18 protein-coding genes and 3 tRNA genes are annotated in these 15,156 nt (G+C 65.9%); 11 read left to right on the top strand and 10 right to left on the bottom strand.

The window, feature by feature from the left end:
* The first annotated feature begins 7 nt into the window (after nt 1–7).
* On the top strand, nt 8–346 hold the full coding sequence (locus tag QOH60_RS10045) for a hypothetical protein (protein WP_526419784.1): 339 nt from the start codon (nt 8–10) through the stop codon (nt 344–346).
* On the opposite strand, the gene QOH60_RS10040 is transcribed toward QOH60_RS10045, so the two are convergent.
* The 6 genes from QOH60_RS10040 to QOH60_RS10015 form a co-directional block, all read right to left on the bottom strand.
* The gene (locus tag QOH60_RS10040) at nt 242–580 is read right to left on the bottom strand and encodes a LapA family protein (RefSeq protein ID WP_526419698.1); all 339 of its coding nucleotides are present in this window, start codon (nt 578–580) and stop codon (nt 242–244) included. The two genes, QOH60_RS10045 and QOH60_RS10040, sit on opposite strands and share 105 nt — an antisense overlap.
* A 124-nt stretch (nt 581–704) precedes the next feature.
* Entirely contained in the window at nt 705–1,538 is an 834-nt protein-coding gene (gene wzm, locus QOH60_RS10035) for a galactan export ABC transporter permease subunit Wzm/RfbD (RefSeq protein WP_526419771.1), read from the bottom strand.
* Between the two features lie 20 nt (nt 1,539–1,558).
* Nucleotides 1,559–2,470 carry a galactofuranosyltransferase GlfT1 gene (gene glfT1, locus QOH60_RS10030; RefSeq protein ID WP_526419696.1) on the bottom strand — a complete coding sequence of 304 codons (912 nt, stop codon included), beginning with the start codon at nt 2,468–2,470 and terminating at the stop codon, nt 1,559–1,561.
* A complete protein-coding gene (gene wzt, locus QOH60_RS10025) occupies nt 2,467–3,282 on the bottom strand; it encodes a galactan export ABC transporter ATP-binding subunit Wzt/RfbE (RefSeq protein WP_526419694.1) in 816 nt (271 codons plus the stop codon). Before wzt ends, glfT1 begins: the two co-directional genes overlap by 4 nt.
* 113 nt (nt 3,283–3,395) lie before the next feature.
* Nucleotides 3,396–3,908 (bottom strand): proteasome activator, encoded by a 513-nt coding sequence (locus QOH60_RS10020; protein ID WP_526419768.1) that lies wholly within the window; start codon nt 3,906–3,908, stop codon nt 3,396–3,398.
* Between the two features lie 52 nt (nt 3,909–3,960).
* Nucleotides 3,961–5,925 (bottom strand): DUF6541 family protein, encoded by a 1,965-nt coding sequence (locus tag QOH60_RS10015; protein ID WP_526419692.1) that lies wholly within the window; start codon nt 5,923–5,925, stop codon nt 3,961–3,963.
* A 112-nt stretch (nt 5,926–6,037) separates the two neighbouring features.
* On the opposite strand from QOH60_RS10015, the gene QOH60_RS10010 reads away from it, so the two are divergent.
* Nucleotides 6,038–7,234, top strand: a complete 1,197-nt coding sequence (locus tag QOH60_RS10010) for a cysteine desulfurase-like protein (protein ID WP_526419690.1) — start codon at nt 6,038–6,040, stop codon at nt 7,232–7,234.
* A gap of 74 nt (nt 7,235–7,308) precedes the next feature.
* Here QOH60_RS10010 and QOH60_RS10005 read toward each other — a convergent pair whose 3' ends face one another.
* Nucleotides 7,309–8,292 carry an NAD(P)H-quinone oxidoreductase gene (locus tag QOH60_RS10005; protein WP_526419688.1) on the bottom strand — a complete coding sequence of 328 codons (984 nt, stop codon included), beginning with the start codon at nt 8,290–8,292 and terminating at the stop codon, nt 7,309–7,311.
* Between the two features lie 66 nt (nt 8,293–8,358).
* Here QOH60_RS10005 and QOH60_RS10000 point away from each other — a divergent pair, with 66 nt between their 5' ends.
* The 6 genes from QOH60_RS10000 (at nt 8,359) to QOH60_RS09975 (ending at nt 11,890) form a co-directional block, all read left to right on the top strand.
* Nucleotides 8,359–8,868 (top strand): MarR family winged helix-turn-helix transcriptional regulator, encoded by a 510-nt coding sequence (locus QOH60_RS10000; protein ID WP_526419686.1) that lies wholly within the window; start codon nt 8,359–8,361, stop codon nt 8,866–8,868.
* Between the two features lie 55 nt (nt 8,869–8,923).
* Nucleotides 8,924–9,010, top strand: a tRNA-Ser gene (locus tag QOH60_RS09995).
* 88 nt (nt 9,011–9,098) lie between these two features.
* Nucleotides 9,099–9,686 carry a hypothetical protein gene (locus QOH60_RS09990; protein ID WP_526419684.1) on the top strand — a complete coding sequence of 196 codons (588 nt, stop codon included), beginning with the start codon at nt 9,099–9,101 and terminating at the stop codon, nt 9,684–9,686.
* A gap of 79 nt (nt 9,687–9,765) precedes the next feature.
* Nucleotides 9,766–10,680, top strand: a complete 915-nt coding sequence (locus QOH60_RS09985) for a hypothetical protein (RefSeq protein WP_526419682.1) — start codon at nt 9,766–9,768, stop codon at nt 10,678–10,680.
* Nucleotides 10,680–11,384, top strand: coding sequence for a hypothetical protein (locus QOH60_RS09980; RefSeq protein ID WP_526419680.1), 705 nt, complete (start codon nt 10,680–10,682; stop codon nt 11,382–11,384). The genes QOH60_RS09985 and QOH60_RS09980 overlap by 1 nt, the downstream gene beginning before the upstream one ends.
* An 8-nt stretch (nt 11,385–11,392) precedes the next feature.
* A complete protein-coding gene (locus QOH60_RS09975; RefSeq protein WP_526419678.1) occupies nt 11,393–11,890 on the top strand; it encodes an Rv0361 family membrane protein in 498 nt (165 codons plus the stop codon).
* Nucleotides 11,891–11,897: 7 nt separating this feature from the next.
* On the opposite strand, the gene QOH60_RS09970 is transcribed toward QOH60_RS09975, so the two are convergent.
* Both QOH60_RS09970 and QOH60_RS09965 read right to left on the bottom strand, forming a co-directional pair.
* On the bottom strand, nt 11,898–12,722 hold the full coding sequence (locus tag QOH60_RS09970; protein ID WP_526419676.1) for a crotonase/enoyl-CoA hydratase family protein: 825 nt from the start codon (nt 12,720–12,722) through the stop codon (nt 11,898–11,900).
* A gap of 15 nt (nt 12,723–12,737) precedes the next feature.
* The gene (locus QOH60_RS09965) at nt 12,738–13,049 is read right to left on the bottom strand and encodes a hypothetical protein (RefSeq protein ID WP_526419674.1); all 312 of its coding nucleotides are present in this window, start codon (nt 13,047–13,049) and stop codon (nt 12,738–12,740) included.
* 28 nt (nt 13,050–13,077) lie between these two features.
* On the opposite strand from QOH60_RS09965, the gene QOH60_RS09960 reads away from it, so the two are divergent.
* Entirely contained in the window at nt 13,078–13,641 is a 564-nt protein-coding gene (locus QOH60_RS09960) for a TIGR03086 family metal-binding protein (RefSeq protein ID WP_526419672.1), read from the top strand.
* Here the strand turns inward: QOH60_RS09960 and QOH60_RS09955 are convergent.
* Complete coding sequence (locus QOH60_RS09955; protein ID WP_526419670.1) at nt 13,638–14,696, bottom strand: pyridoxal phosphate-dependent aminotransferase; 1,059 nt, start codon at nt 14,694–14,696, stop codon at nt 13,638–13,640. The genes QOH60_RS09960 and QOH60_RS09955 overlap by 4 nt on opposite strands.
* 150 nt (nt 14,697–14,846) lie before the next feature.
* On the opposite strand from QOH60_RS09955, the gene QOH60_RS09950 reads away from it, so the two are divergent.
* Together QOH60_RS09950 and QOH60_RS09945 are read left to right on the top strand one after the other, a co-directional pair.
* Nucleotides 14,847–14,935: transfer RNA gene (locus tag QOH60_RS09950), tRNA-Ser, on the top strand.
* An 18-nt stretch (nt 14,936–14,953) separates the two neighbouring features.
* A tRNA-Arg gene (locus QOH60_RS09945) sits at nt 14,954–15,026 on the top strand.
* Nucleotides 15,027–15,156 lie beyond the last annotated feature (130 nt).

Raw genomic sequence — 15,156 nt, 5'->3', positions numbered from 1 at the left:
TCGAGGGATGAGCGCGTCGCAGCTCGTCATCGCCGGCGACGTGGTGACCAAGGTGCACAAACCGGGCACCGACCCAGTGGCGCTCGCGGCGCGGCTGCGCGTCGCGGCGGCGGTCGGCGCATTGCTCTCACCGCTCGACACCGAGCCGGAGCTGGCGCAAACACGTTGGCGCACAAGGTGGCCCCGCGTCGAGCCGGTGCCTCCTGATCCGGAGGACGCGCCGTGGGCGGGCGCTCCCCGCTTATCGGGGCTGTCGCGGTGCAGCGGTTGCTCGGACTCTCTTTCTCAACTGCATGATCCGCGCTCCTCCGATGAGGATCGCCACAGCGGCGCCAGCCATCGCTGAAATGAGCACGGTCAGCCCGACCGGGGGCTCCCAGGTCCAGCCCAGAAAATGCAGCGGATAGCCATCAGTGTTCTGCGCTATGAAAACGACGAGAATCAGAAGCAAGAGCACTCCGACGACCAGTCCCCACCAGGCTGCGGCTGTGCGGCTCGCACGACGTCGAGCCGGGTGGTGCGCGGGTGTCGGGCCGCTGTCATGTTGCGGACCGACCGGCGTGGGTGCATTCGGGGCCATCCGCTGTGGGTAGCCGCGATGTCGTGGATCAAACGTGCGTGACCGGTCCCGACGAGCAGCGAATGCAGCCGCCGTCGTCGCTTCTACAGGATTGCTGCATTCCCAAGTCATTTCGGGATTCGCGCTACACCCAGTACGGCACGCGGCTGCGGTACTGCCGCATCGCCAATATGGCCAGCACCCAACCGATCAGGGTCAGCACCAGCACCACGATCCAGTGCCGGGCCTGCTGGTCGGCGCCGAGCAGCGGGGCCCGCACGATGTCGAGGTAGTGGTACAGCGGGTTCAGCTCGACCACCCATCGCCACTGGCCCGCTCCCTGCGCAGTCAACGTCTGGTCGTTCCAGATGATCGGCGTCATGAAGAACAGCAATTGAACGAGGCTGTTCAACAGCGGCCCGATGTCGCGGAAGCGGGTGCCGACGATGCCGAACACCAGCGCCACCCAGATGCAGTTGAGAGCGATCAGGCCAAGTGCCGGAATCACTGCGAGGTCGGTCCATTTCCAGGGCTTGGGGAAGATCATCGCGATGACCACGTAGATGACGATGTTGTGCGCGAACAGGATTGCCTGGCGCCACACAAGCCGGTAGACGTGCACCGACAACGCGGTGGGCAGCTGCTTGATCAGTCCCTCGTTGGCGACGAACACCTCCGCGCCTTCGAGGATCGACGCGCTGATGAGCCCCCAGATGATCAGCCCGAGCGTCACGTACGGCAGGTGCTCGGACAGTTGAAGATGAAACAGCGTCGAATACAGCCCGCCCATGGCCACCGCGGTGGTGCCCATCGCGATGGTGATCCAGATCGGGCCCAGTACGGAGCGGCGATACCGCTGCTTGATGTCCTGCCAGCCCAGATGTAGCCACAGCTGCCGCCGCTGCAGCCCCTCGGCCAGGTCCTGAAAGGCCCGGCGGAACGTCTTGGAATCGGCGGCGTCTTCGACGTCGTGATGCATCGGGTGGATCCGCGAGGTCGTCATCGACCCTCCTTCACAGGCGCACGACTGAACTTCTCGTCGCGCCCGAGCCGTCGCAGCCGGACCCATTCCCACAAGCCGGCCGGGTCGCGGCGGCTGACCAAGAAGTACCAGGCGAATCGCAGCCATTCCTGCGGCAGCAACCGGCGCAGCCCGCGCTGCGAGAGCACATAGCCCCGATTGCGGTATGTGTAGAACCGTTTGACGGGGTCGTCCGGGTACTGCGTGTGCATGCGTCCGCCGAGGATCGGTTTGAACTCCTCGGAGCCCTGCGGGTGCAGATACACCGCGTCCAGACAGGTGCCGAACGGCAGACCCGATCGGACCAGCCGGCGGTGCAGCTCGACCTCGTCGCCGCGCACGAACAGCCGCAGATCCGGGACACCGACGGCCTCCAGCGTGGACGCACGGAACAGGGCGCCGTTGAACAGCGACGCGATGCCGGGCAGCAATTCCGAGCCGCCCTCGGCACGCAGCTCGCTGACGCGCCGCCGCCACACCAGGCCTCGGCGCAACGGAAAGGCAAGGCGCTGCGGGTCGTCCATGTCGCAGACCATCGGCGACACCTCCGCCAGCCCGTGCCGCTCCGCGCACGCCATCAACCTCGCAAGCACCGACGAGTCCGCAGGGCGCCCGTCGTCGTCGGCGCACCACACCCAGTCCGCGCCGAGCGCCAATGCGTGCAGCATGCCCAGCGCGAATCCGCCTGCGCCGCCCAGGTTTCGGCGGGATCCGAGGTACGTGGATGGGACCGGTTGGCCATCGACGAGGTCCTTGACCCGGTCGTCGTTGTCGTTGTCGACGACGACGAGGTGGTCGGGACGGCGAGTCTGGGCACTCAAGGCGTCAAGTGACTTGGCCAGCTCGTCAGGACGCCGGTGCGTGACGAGCACCGCGCACACGAAAATCATGACTCACGCTCAGACTCAGCCAGAATCTCTCGGACGTGACGGGCCGCGTCCTCGCCCTCATAGGCGCGGACAACCTCTTCGATGCCGCCCATCAGCTTGATCGAGCCGTGGTCGATCCAGATCGCGGTCTTGCACAACCGGGCGAGGAATTCGACCGAATGGCTGGCGAACACGAGGATTCCGGAGCGCTCGACGAGCTTCTGCAATCGAGCTTGGGCCTTCTTGAGGAATTCGGCGTCGACGGCACCGATGCCCTCGTCGAGCAACAGGATCTCCGGGTCGATGCTGGTGACCACTCCCATCGCAAGGCGCACTCGCATGCCGGTGGAGTACGTCCGCAGCGGCATCGACAGGTACTCGCCGAGCTCGGTGAACTCGGCGATCTCATCGACCTTGGACAGCATCGCCTTGCGGGACTCCCCTAGGAACAATCCCCGGATGATGATGTTCTCGTAACCGGAGATCTCGGGGTCCATTCCGACGCCGAGATCGAAAATCGGTGCGACGCGGCCGTTTACGATGGCCTTCCCGCGTGTCGGCTCGTAGATTCCCGACATCAGCCGCAGCAGCGTGGATTTGCCCGCGCCGTTGTGTCCGACCAGCCCGACTCGATCACCGGTGTCCAGCGACAGCGTGATGTCACGCAACGCCTCGATCACCAACACGTTGCTCGTGTTGCGCCCGATGGTGCCGCCGGCCTTGCCCAGGAACGTCTTCTTCAGGGACCGCGACTTCGCGTCGAAGATCGGAAACTCCACCCAGGCGCCTTGCGTCCGGATGCTGACGTCGTGAGTCTCTGACTGCACGATCATCGTCTGTCCCCCGCAAGCGGGTGGGGGTACCCCCAGCTCTGCAGGGGGGAGTGCCCCCATTTCGCGCGCGCGCTCATCGCCGCCGGCGGTCGAATCTGTTACGGACACCGCACCTACAAGTACTGCCCGGTGCCGCTGCCGGGTCCGCCCTGCGGCATCTGGCCTGGCGTCAATCCCGGCGGCAGCGCGCCCTGTCGCATGTGCTCGAGCTGGGCGCGCGCGGCCATCTGCTGGGCGAACAGCGCGGTCTGGATGCCGTGGAACAGCCCCTCCAGCCAGCCCACGAGCTGCGCCTGGGCGATGCGCAGCTCCGAGTCCGACGGTGTCGTGTTCTCGGTGAAGGGCAGCGTCAACCGCTCGAGCTCGTCGCGCAGTTCCGGGGCGAGCCCTTCTTCGAGTTCGCGAATGCTGGTGGCGTGGATTTCGCGCAGCTTGTTGCGGCTGGCGTCGTCAAGCGGGGCGGCACGGACCTCCTCAAGCAGCTGCTTGATCATCGTCCCAATCCGCATCACCTTGGCGGGCTTCTCGACGAGGTCCGTCACCGACCGTCCTTCGGAACCGTCCTTGTCGCCCAAGCCGTCGCCGTCGATGATCTCGATGTTGTCGTCGTCGGTGCCGGAAGTCACCCTGCTCACCTCTTCTCCTCGCAGCTACCCGTTGACCCTATCCGCCGCGAATTCAGCTACCGCCGGGCCGCCACTCGTAGATCCGGGCGCCTCCGTTGTCGAAGATCTTCTCCCACGACCGCGACTTGTCCAGCGACGACAGGCCATCGGGCATGACGAACTCGCGAACCACCGGGACGCTCGTCATCACGTACCGAATCCCGAGCGCTTTCACCGCTTCTGCGACTCGCGGGTCGGTGTCCGCGTCGTCGGCATACGCCCAGAAGATGAACCGGTTGTATCCCGGGCCCTGCTGCACCGGATAGTCGTAATGCGTCCACAGTGGCCGAAGTCCGGCGACGGCGTACATCCACGCGGTGCCGTCTGTGTTCGCGTCGCCAATCAGTGCGTCCCGCGCGCCGGGAAGCGTTGCGAGGTAGGCCATCGCCTCGAGGTCCTTGTGGTCGATTACCACCGAGTCGTATTTCTGGCCGACGATGTAGGAGTTCCTGGGGAAGTAGAGGATGGCGTACCCGATGGTCACCGCGAGGACGGCCGCTGCGGTGACGCCTGCCCAGACGGGCCGGCTCACGGGCGCAGAGGTCCATCGGCTGATCAGTCGACGCGCGCCCGCCACGACGAGGGCGCAGAGGGTGAAAGCCGCGATGCCTGCCATCGGCGCCAGCAGCAGCACGATCACGGCGAATATCCGGCGTGGGTCGCTGTAAAACAGGTCGCTGAACTTGGCCACCACCGTTCCGACGATCGTGCCGTAGGGCGCCGACGAGTGCACGACGGCGGCGACGAGCACCAGCCACACCGCCAGCGGCCACCAGATCCTGCGCACGAGCAGGATCAGGAATCCGGCGCCGGCGAGCGCCATCAAGGCCCACTGGACGGGGAAGTCGTTGAGGTGACGGGTCTGCCCGAAGACCGCGTTGAACAGTGCCCTTTTTCGGCCCAAGCCGGTGAGGAACGCATGCCCGACGATGATGTCGGTCAGCTTCAGGATTGCGAGAAACTGCGGCAGCAGCAGGAGTACCGCCGAGATCCCCACCGCGAGAAGCGAAGCCACGTCGGCAAGCCGGCTTCGGACCGGATGCCACACCACATCGCACGCCCACCACGCGGCGACGAACAGGGCGACGATCACGCCGCCCGTGGTGTGCACCGAGAAGACGCCCACCGCGGCCAGGACGGCGGCGGGTATGCGATCGCGGTGCCGCAGCGTCGAGGCGACCAGCACCATGGTCGGGGCGGCGATGCCGTAGGCCGCGAGGTTCGGCATCGACGCGGTATTGAATTCGATGTACGGCACCGCCGTGAACGACGCCGAAATCACCGCCGCGGCGGCGGCGCAGCCGGCGGTTCGCCATTGCGATGTCCGCAAGCGCACCAGCTGCCAGGTCAACGTCGCGGCGCTGACGGGGACCAGCCATACCCCCGCGACGACGGAACTCAGTGTGTAGGCGCTGGTCGCCGAGGCGCCTGTGAGCTGCCCCAGAACAGCCGCCAGCGCGTGAAACGCCGACGGGTAGTACAGGGCCGCATGGGTTTCGACGTTGCGCAGCTCGCCCATGTGCGTGGGCGAGGCCTGGCCGGTGTCGAGGATGTACCGGATCTCGTTCGCATGCCAGACCGCGTCCCAGGTGCTCGGAACCGACTCCCAGTGCACGAGCCCCACGACGACAGCTGCCCCGATCAGCGACGCGCCCAGCACGACGCCGGCCGCGACCGTCAGCGTGGGCCCCTTCGAGGGGCCAAGGGCTTCGGCGTCGCGATCCCGGTACCGCGACAGCACGATGCTCAAGGCGAATACCGCGGCGAGAACGACTGCCAGAGCAAACAGCGCGGTCCATCCGTTCCACGGCCAACCGAGCGCTCCGAACGGAACAATCGCCAGACCTACCACCCCGTAGGTCAACGCCGGACCCACCGCGATCGCGATGGGCCAAGGCAGCCGCGCAGCGAGTCCGACGAGCGCCCCGGGCACTATCAGCAGCAACAGCGCTGGCAGCGCTCCGAGGGCCAAGCTCACTGGACTAGTATGGCTGGCCAGGTGACCCGCTCTGTCAGGGCTCGATGGCGGTCGGGCGCCGCCGGCGAGCGGGTCGGTTAGCCAGAATCAAACGACGCTCTAAGGTGCCTACATGGGTTATGACGTTGCCCGGGTGCGCGGGTTGCACCCCTCGCTGGGCGACGGTTGGGTGCATTTCGACGCGCAGCTGGGAATGCTCGTCCCCGACTCTGTGGCCACCACGGTGTCGACGGCCTTCCGGGGATCGCGGCCCGAAGCAACGGGCCCGCATCCGGGGGCGCGGCGCAGCGCCGCTGTGCTCGAGGCGGCCCGGCAGGCGGTAGGCGATCTGGTCAACGCGGACCCGCGCGGAGTGGTCCTCGGCGCGGACCGCGCGATTCTGCTGAAGGCACTCGCGGACGCGTCGTCGTCGCGGGCCGGGCTCGGCTATGAGGTCGTCGTCTCGCGGCTCGACGACGAGGCGAACATCGCGCCGTGGCTGCGCGCAGCAAACCGCTACGGGGCCAGGATCAAGTGGGCCGAGGTCGACATCGAGACGGGCGACCTGCCCGTGTGGCAATGGGAGAGCCTGATCACCAAGGGCACCCGGCTGGTCGCCATCACCTCGGCGTCGTCGACGCTCGGTGCCGTCACCGACCTGCGCGCGGTCACCAAGTTGGTCCACGACGCGGGCGGGCTGGTGGTTGTCGACCACTCCGCGGCCGCCCCGTACAGGTTGATGGACCTCGACGAAGTGGACGCCGACGTGGTCGCCGTGAATGCAGTCGCCTGGGGCGGCCCGCCCATCGGCGCGCTTGCCTTCCGCGACCCGTCGGCCATCGAGACCTTCGCGTCGATGTCGTTGATCCCCAATGCTTCCGGACCGGCGCGCCTCGAAACCGGGGTTCACCAGTTCGGACTGCTCGCCGGCGTCGTCGCCAGCATCGAGTACCTGGCATCGCTTGATGAGTCCGCCTCCGGCACGCGGCGCCAACGGCTGGCTTACTCGATGCAGTCGGCCGGTCTGTACATGGACCGGGTATTCGATTACCTGCAGACGTCACTGCGGTCGCTGCCCAGGGTGATGGTGCTGGGTTCACCCGAGACGCACATCCCGGTGCTCAGTTTCGTGGTCAGTGATGTGCCCGCCGAGCGCGTGGTCCAGCGTCTGGCCGACAACGGAATCTGCGCAATTTCCAACACCCCGTCACGGGTGCTCGATCTGATCGGCGTCAGCGACATCGGCGGCGCGGTCTCGATCGGGCTTGCGCATTACTCCACGACCGCGGAAGTGGACCAGCTGGTCCGCGCGCTTGCGTCGCTGGGCTAGAAGCTCTCTCGCGAGCACACGCGGAATCGCATTACCCAAGCGCGATTTGTGCGATTTTGCGTCTGCTCGCGCGGTTAGTCGCCTACCCGCAGCACCACTTTCCCGGTCACCTCGCCGGACGAGAGCAGCCGGTGCGCCTCGGCTGCCTGCTCGATGGGCAGCACTGCGCCTACAACGGGCCGCACCCTACCGTCGGCGATCATCGGCCACACATGCGCGACGACCTCGGCGACGATCGGGCCTTTTCCGTCGGGTCCCTCGACCGGCCGACCGCGAAGCGCGGTGGCGATGACGCCGGCGCGCTTGACGAGCAGCTTGCCGAGGTTCAGCTCGCCCTTCGTGCCGCCCTGCATGCCGATCACGATCACCCGACCGCCGGGCGCGAGCGCGTCGATGTTCCGGTCGAGATAGGCGGCACCCATGATGTCGAGAATCACGTCGGCCCCCGCCCCGCCCGTTTCGTCCCGGACGCGCGCGACGAAGTCCTCGTCGCGGTAGTTGATCGTGATGTCGGCGCCGAGAGTGCGCGCCGTCTCGAGCTTCTCCGCAGATCCGGCGGTGACGGCGACCCTGGCGCCAAGCGCCTTCGCGACCTGTATGCCGTGGGTGCCGATGCCGCTGCCGCCGCCGTGGAACAGCACGGTCTGCCCCGGTGTGAGGCCGGCTGTCATCACGATGTTCGACCAGACCGTGCACGCGACTTCTGGCAGGCCGGCCGCCATGACGAGGTCCACGCCCTGCGGCAGAGGCATCAACTGAGGGGCGGGCACCGCGACATACTCCGCATACCCGCCGCCGGCCAGCAAAGCGCAAACTTCTTGTCCCGGCGCCCATTCTGTGACGCCGTCGCCCAGCCCCGCTATCACGCCGGACGCTTCCATTCCAAGAATCTCGCTCGCACCGGGCGGAGGCGGGTAATGGCCGGCCGCCTGTAGCAAATCGGCGCGGTTCACTCCCGCTGCCCGCACTCGCAGCAGCACTTCACCCGACTGCGGGCGCACATCGGGCACCTCATCCCAGGGAAGTCGGTCAGCGGAGTGGGCCACGACAGCACGCATGAGGCCACGGTACAACCCGGCCTCTCACTAGCCCTAGCAACCATTTCTCGCTTACTATGGTCGCCCATGGAGGGGTTGATAGCGGGACGTAGTACCAGTGAGATGCCGGGGTTGGATCTCGCAGAGATGCGATCCTGGCAAAACTTTCTCGAGGTGGCGTTGCGAATGGCGGCAACGCTGAATCGCGGCCTGGTCGACTCGCACAGCCTCACGCTCGTCGACGTGCGTCTGCTGGACATGCTCGACCGATCAGCCACGGGCGCGGCCCGGATGGGCGATCTTGCCGAGGGACTGATGTCGCTGCCGAGCCGGGTCACGCGCCAGATCCGCCGGCTCGAGGCCCAAGGACTGGTGCGCCGCGAGGCCAGCCCGGACGACGGCCGGGGGGTACTCGCGTCGATCACCGACGACGGCCGGATGGCGGTCAAGCAGGCGATGGTCACCTACAGCGAGAGCGTGAAGGCACACTTCCTCAGTCATCTATCGCGTCCCCAAGTGGCCGCGCTGGGGGAGAACTGCCGTCGGATCAACGCGGGATTGAAGGTCTCGCCACGCACGGGGCTGCGACGGGCCTGACGCCCGTCAGTCCGCGCGCAGCGCCGAGATGTACCGGCCCGCTACCCTTGTGCGCGGTGGCGTGGCAGAGCGGCCTAATGCACTCGCCTTGAAAGCGAGAGACGGCTAACACCGTCCGGGGGTTCAAATCCCTCCGCCACCGCCGATCCAATCGCGGTTGCCGTTCACCCATATCAACGCGCTCAGCCAGCGTAGATTCGTCATTCGTGTTTCGCGGACAAGCGACTCTGATGCAAAGAAACCCCAGAATCATGTGGGTGTTCGGCGGAGCGATCGCTCTCGTCGCGATAGCTGTTCCAGTGTTGATACTTCTGCCCGGAAATTCGAAATTTATCGCCGCCACGGTGCTGGGCGTCGCGATGCTCGGCTTTTACCCGATGATGCTCTCCGGCGCGCTCAAGCCCAAGCGTGTCTCGGTCGCCCTCTCCGTGGATCAAAGCGGCGTCTACGCCGACAACGCACCACTTGCACTGCGCGAGAACATCGCTGAGGCGTATATGAGGCCCGCCCTGCAAGCGCAGACCAAGCGCTTCACCAGTTACGGCGGGTCGATGCCAGCCAGCTATTCGGTGGATCTGCCGTCGTTTCCGTTGACGGTCGAGCTCGTGCTGCGCAGAGGCGGCCAGCTGAACATCGATCCAGGCGGCCAAGGGCCCGCCTCTGAAATCCTGACCGCCCTCGGCTTCCCCGTGACGATCTGCGCACCCGACCACAGGCCGAGGACGAGTGGCAGGCAATGGATCATCACTGCGGTGGTGGTGGTGCTGTTCCTTGCCGCGTTGTTCGGCTTTTCCATCTACAAGTCGACCGGCCATTGACCTCGATCCGCCGCGCGCCCACCCCGGCACCCGCCGGTAAGGTCGTATGCACACGTCAACTGACCGACGAGCGGGCTAAATGAATTCCGAACACCGTCAGGCCGCGTGGTTTCGCGCGCCGATAGCACTGCTGGCCATGATCTTGCTGGCGCTCGGTCTGCTGGCTGGCGCGCCGGCAGCCCTCGCCGACCCACCGGTATCGAACATCGACGTAGCGTGCCAGGCCCAGCAGGGCGAGCTCGACTCGGTTCGGGCGGCTATCTCGGCTCACAACGCGCAACCGCACCTGTTCAAGATTCCGCAGGAACAGGCCGCCTTCGACGCATACAACGCCGAAGCGGACGCGCTCGACGCACGCAAGGCCCGAGCTGTCTCGAGCCTCAAATCCTGCGTCGAGGCGTTTCAGCAGGTTTCCGAGGGAGGGCCGCTTCCGAAGCCTTCCCAGGATCGAATCAACAATCTCAACGACGCCAAGAGCAAACTGCCGCCGAACTACGTGCCGCCGACGAACCCACCGACGAGGGGCGGAAGCAACGGGAAGCCCGGCGTGACCACGGTGGATCCGCCGATGAAGCCCCTATTCGACTCCCTGCGGGACCCCAGAGCGGGCAACCAGACCTTGAAACCGGCCCAGCCGATCGGAAAGGTCGGCGATCCCGACCCGTCTCAACCCGGCAAGACGATCCCGCCGATGGGCAATGATCCGACGAAGCCGGCGATCGTCCCGGACCACATCGTTCCGCTGGCTCAGATCGTGTACATGCCAGGCTTCATCAAACTGCCGGTCGAGCAGATGTACATGGTGGCCAACGCGCCGATGAACTTGCAGTGGATGACCAAGAGCGCCAACGCCATGAAGAACTCGGGAAGTGCCGCGCGGGTCGCGGGTGCCGACCCGAAATGGCTGGACGAGCAGCTCGCGCTTGAGGGGAGCACGAAAGAGAAGCTGCAGAAGATCATCGACAAACTGCTTGCGGCGCTGCCACCGGGCTGATGACCGTCGAAACCGCCGAAATCGAAGAGGCGCTCCAGAGGTACCCCCATTCGGAGCCAGTGGTCCTTGGGCCGGGACCGCAGGTGCCGCAGGCCTGGCGCGCGATCGCCGACTCCGACGACCCGGAGGCTCGCCGATTGTCCGCTGTGTCGTTGTGGAACAACGAGTTCCTCGAGATCGTCCCGAACTTCGCTGCAGCCCTGCGCTCCAAACTCGCCGACGTCCGCGTCGGACACATCGGTAATGACGCAGTGTTGGTCTACGCATTCGAGCACTTTGACGCCGGCGGACCCGACCGGTACGTCCTGTGCTGGATCGGTTGGGACCCAGCCTTATTCACGGATGCCGAGGTGCCGCTGTTCGACGCGATACCGCAGCAATTGCAGACGTTTTATCGCGACGTGCATGCCGGCTTCTTGGATCCGGAGTGGCTGTATTACGGCCCGTATCAGCCGCGGTACCTGGAGACGTACGCGAAGTCCGTCGACTTCCCCGAGGGTGTGCCAGGTTGGCCAGAGGAAGACGTGGACTCCACCCGGTTGTTGGTCCTCGCGGCAACAGGCGGCAACGTCTACCTTTGCGTCTCGCCCGATCTCCCGGGCGGACAGGCGCTGACCGTTTACGACGGAGTGGCGGATGAACCGGATGATTTCAGTCGGCTGCTCGATCACACGATGACCGCCTATTTCGTCGACCCTGTCTGAGAGGAACGATGAGCACCCCGTACTACGGTCCCCCGCAGGGCCCCCCGCAAGAGCCTTGGCCAACCCAGCCTTACGGTGCTCTGCCGCCGGCGCCGGTACGACGTCGGCGCCGGGGCTGGTTGATCGCCGCAGTGGCCGTCGTTGTCCTTGGCGTCGCCGGCGGTGCTACCGCGTGGGTACTCCTGGCGCAGTACAAGGACATCGAGCCCGCGAAGATCAGGGCACTGACCGACGATTTCGCCAAGGCCGTCGCGACGGGCAACCCGCAGAAGATCGCCGGCTACATGTGCGCCGACGAGGCCGAACCGTATCTCGAGAACGCCGAGATCCAGGACGGCGATGCCGAGGGTCCTAAGGACTCCGGGTTCGAGATCGGCGACATCACGGTGAAGGGTGACGTCGCGTCGGCCACGCTCAAGTTCAGGGAAAGCGAGTCGCAGCAGCTGTACTTCCGCAAGGAGAACGGGAAGTGGACCGTCTGCGAGCCCGCCAAGAATCAGATGTAGGGCTTCGTCACTCGCCGCGGAATTCGGGCGCACGCTTGGCGAACGTCGCGGTGATGCCCTCAGTCAGATCCTTCGAAGGCAGGAACGCCGCGTTCCATGCGGCGACGTAACGCAGGCTCTCCGAGACACGGGCAATCCGCTGCTGATCCAGCACGTCCTTGATGCCGTGCACCGTCAGCGGCGGGTTCGCCGCGATCTCGGCGGCCGTGGCGTGCGCGGCGGCCAGGCTGGCGTCGGCATCGTCGTAGACGTCGTTGACGAGCCCGATCTTCTCGGCCCGCGCGGCGTCAATGTTCTTGCCCGTCAACGCCAATTCGCGCAAGTGTCCGTCCGAGAGTATCAGCGGCAGCCGCGCCAGGCTGCCCACGTCGGCGACCATCGCCAGCTTCACCTCACGCACGGAGAACTTCGCGTCGGCGCTGGCGTAGCGGATGTCGACCGCCGAGATCAGGTCGACACCGCCGCCGATGCACCAGCCGTGAACCGACGCGATCGTCGGTGTGCGGCAGTCGGCGACCGCGGAGATGGCACCCTGCATCCGCAACACCGTCTTGTGGAAGTCCGCCCGCGGCCGCGCCGACGCGCCGTCGGTCATCACGTCGGCCAGACTCCCGCCCATGGCGGGCAGGTCGAGTCCGTAGCTGAAGTTGCGGCCCGACCCCGTCAGCACGATCGCGCGCACGTCGCGGTCCTCGTCGAGTTTGGCGAAGACCTCCGGCATCTCCTCCCAGAACGCCGGGCCCATCGCGTTGCCCTTGCCCGGCCCTACCAGCGTCACCTGTGCGACGTGGCCGTCGACGTCGACGGTGACGGATTCGTATGCGTCTCCCATAGCTATCGAGGCTAGTCAGGGGGTCGGTGGCGGGTTGTGCGAGGTCGGCGTCGACGTACCGATCAGGTCCGCGACTTTGCTGTCCGGCACGGACTTGCACAACTCCGTGACCATCGGCTCCATCTGTTTGGCTTCCGGTGACCCAGTGTCCGCGGTCGGCTTCGGAGAGAGTTGATTCACGACGTCAACACGCGCAGTTTCATCGAGTTTGGCGTAGTCAGCGCACGTGATCGTCTTGGCGTCCGGCTTGGACGCGGAGGTCCCCCCGCATGCAGCCAGTTCCGTGCACAACACGATGGTGGCCATGATTCGAACCGAAATGGTCATTCGGCAACCCTAGTCGTACCGTTGACTCGTGCCCGCCGACATCCAGCCCACCGACGAACTCGCCAGTGCCGAAGCGACGTTGGCGGAGCTGCAGCAGGTGATCCACCACATCGCCGCCGACGACCTCGGCAAGCAGACACCGTGCCGGGAATTCGATGTGGCCAGTCTCACAGACCACCTGATGAATTCGATCACCACCATCGGCGGGATGGCCGGCGCCGAGATTCCGCCCCGCGACAGTTCGGATTCGGTGGAGCGTCAGATCATCCTCGCGGCGCGGCCGGTGTTGGATGCATGGCACAGACGCGGCCTCGACGGCACCGTCCGCCTCGGGGACAACGAAGCCCCGGCCAAAGTGATGGTAGGTGTTCTGTCTCTCGAATTCCTCATTCACGCTTGGGATTACGCGAAGGCGACCGGTCAGTCGGTGCGGCCCGACCCCGAGGTTGCCGAGTTCGTGTTCGGGCTGGCTCGCAGCATCATCACCCCGCAAGGGCGCTCGAACGTCGGCTTCGACGCACCTGTGGACGTCGCCGACGATGCGCCGGCGTTCGACAAGCTGATCGCATTCACTGGCCGGGCGCCGGCCTAGCCGCCTTCTCGAATCCACCGCTCGGCGAAGCTGATGAATGCGTCGTTCTCGTCAGGCGCGGCGATGGTGACGCGAACACCGTCGTCGCCGTACGGACGCACGATGATCTTGGCCTCGGCCGCGCTCGCAACGAATTCGGCTGTGCGCCTTGGCAAAGGCAACCAGACGAAGTTCGCCTGCGACGGCGGCAGCGTGTAGCCGGCCTTGCGTAGCGCCGCGCTCACCCTGACGCGTTCGGCAACAACGGCGTCGGTGCGCGCGAGAAGCTCGTCGGCCGCTGCCAGTGACGCGATCGCGGCGGCCTGCGAGATGCTTGTCACGCTGAACGGGACATACGCCTTGCCCAGCGCGGTGATCACCCCGGGATCGCCAACCGCGTAGCCGACGCGCAGTCCCGCCAATCCGTATGCCTTTGAGAATGTCCTCAGCACAATGACATTCGAGTGCCTGCGCGCCAATTCCAAAGAGTAAGGCAGCATTCCGTCGCGGATGTATTCGACGTAGGCCTCGTCGATCGCGATCAGCAGATCAGGCGGAGCGGCCTCGACGAATCTCGCCAGCGCCTCGGGGTCGACGACGGTGGATGTCGGGTTGTTGGGGTTGCAGACGAACACCAGCCGGGTGCGGTCGGTGATCGCAGCGGCCATCGCGTCGAGGTCGTAGGTGTGATCCTTGAGCGGCACCTCGACGGGCATGGCGCCGGCGAGCCGGACCTGCAACGGGTACACCTCGAAGCTGCGCCAGCCGTACACGACCTCGTCGCCGACCGTCGAGGTGATCTGGATGAGCTGCTGGCACAGGCTGACCGACCCGCACCCCGCGGCCACCTGCTCGGGCGGGAAATCGACGTGCTTGGCCAGCTGATCCCGCAGCTCGAGATAGCCGTTGTCGGGGTAGCGGTTGGCCGCGCCGGTGGCGTTTTCGATCGCGGCGCGCACGCTGGGCAGCGGCCCGTGCACCGTCTCGTTGCTGGCGATCTTGATCGCTCCGGGCACCGTCTTGCCTGGGGTGTAGGCAGGCAAGGAGGCCAGCTCGGGACGCAGACGGGGTGCCACCCGCCCAGCATAGGTTGCAGCCCCATTTCGCCGAGACTGCTGGGAGATCGCCGATTTGGCCGCAAACGCGATCTCCCAGCAGTCTCGGGGCGGCCGCGGATGGCTTTGCGGTGCGTCATCCGCGCTGTGTACTCTGTGCCTTCGGGTTCAGGAGGCGTGCCAGAGCGGCCGAATGGGGCTCACTGCTAATGAGTTGTCGCCCTCAAAGGCGACCGGAGGTTCAAATCCTCTCGCCTCCGCCGTACAACTACATATAAGCGCCCGTAGCTCAACGGATAGAGCATCTGACTACGGATCAGAAGGTTGGGGGTTCGAATCCCTTCGGGCGCGCAGTGTGATGTCTCGGGACATCGTGCACATGTGTCTTGGGACATCGTTCACGGTTTTGGTTGTGGTTGGTAGTTTTTCGTCGGATCGAGTTGGAGTTCTCGCAGTAGTTGGCCGTCGGTGGTCACGACTC

Origin of the sequence: Mycobacterium sp., from assembly GCF_032159765.1 — a bacterium.
GTDB lineage: Bacteria > Actinomycetota > Actinomycetes > Mycobacteriales > Mycobacteriaceae > Mycobacterium.
This window is presented reverse-complemented; position numbering and strand designations above follow the sequence as displayed.

What these genes read in the sequence shown, in the direction of transcription:
- wzm (WP_526419771.1), bottom strand. Translation starts at nt 1,538, where the DNA reads ATGCATCACGACGTCGAAGACGCCGCCGATTCCAAGACGTTCCGCCGG.
- glfT1 (WP_526419696.1), bottom strand. Translation starts at nt 2,470, where the DNA reads ATGATTTTCGTGTGCGCGGTGCTCGTCACGCACCGGCGTCCTGACGAG.
- wzt (WP_526419694.1), bottom strand. Translation starts at nt 3,282, where the DNA reads ATGATCGTGCAGTCAGAGACTCACGACGTCAGCATCCGGACGCAAGGC.
- QOH60_RS10010 (WP_526419690.1), top strand. Translation starts at nt 6,038, where the DNA reads ATGGGTTATGACGTTGCCCGGGTGCGCGGGTTGCACCCCTCGCTGGGC.
- QOH60_RS10040 (WP_526419698.1), bottom strand. Translation starts at nt 580, where the DNA reads ATGGCCCCGAATGCACCCACGCCGGTCGGTCCGCAACATGACAGCGGC.
- QOH60_RS10005 (WP_526419688.1), bottom strand. Translation starts at nt 8,292, where the DNA reads ATGCGTGCTGTCGTGGCCCACTCCGCTGACCGACTTCCCTGGGATGAG.
- QOH60_RS09990 (WP_526419684.1), top strand. Translation starts at nt 9,099, where the DNA reads ATGCAAAGAAACCCCAGAATCATGTGGGTGTTCGGCGGAGCGATCGCT.
- QOH60_RS09970 (WP_526419676.1), bottom strand. Translation starts at nt 12,722, where the DNA reads ATGGGAGACGCATACGAATCCGTCACCGTCGACGTCGACGGCCACGTC.
- QOH60_RS09975 (WP_526419678.1), top strand. Translation starts at nt 11,393, where the DNA reads ATGAGCACCCCGTACTACGGTCCCCCGCAGGGCCCCCCGCAAGAGCCT.
- QOH60_RS09985 (WP_526419682.1), top strand. Translation starts at nt 9,766, where the DNA reads ATGAATTCCGAACACCGTCAGGCCGCGTGGTTTCGCGCGCCGATAGCA.
- QOH60_RS10000 (WP_526419686.1), top strand. Translation starts at nt 8,359, where the DNA reads ATGGAGGGGTTGATAGCGGGACGTAGTACCAGTGAGATGCCGGGGTTG.
- QOH60_RS09980 (WP_526419680.1), top strand. Translation starts at nt 10,680, where the DNA reads ATGACCGTCGAAACCGCCGAAATCGAAGAGGCGCTCCAGAGGTACCCC.
- QOH60_RS10045 (WP_526419784.1), top strand. Translation starts at nt 8, where the DNA reads ATGAGCGCGTCGCAGCTCGTCATCGCCGGCGACGTGGTGACCAAGGTG.
- QOH60_RS09965 (WP_526419674.1), bottom strand. Translation starts at nt 13,049, where the DNA reads ATGACCATTTCGGTTCGAATCATGGCCACCATCGTGTTGTGCACGGAA.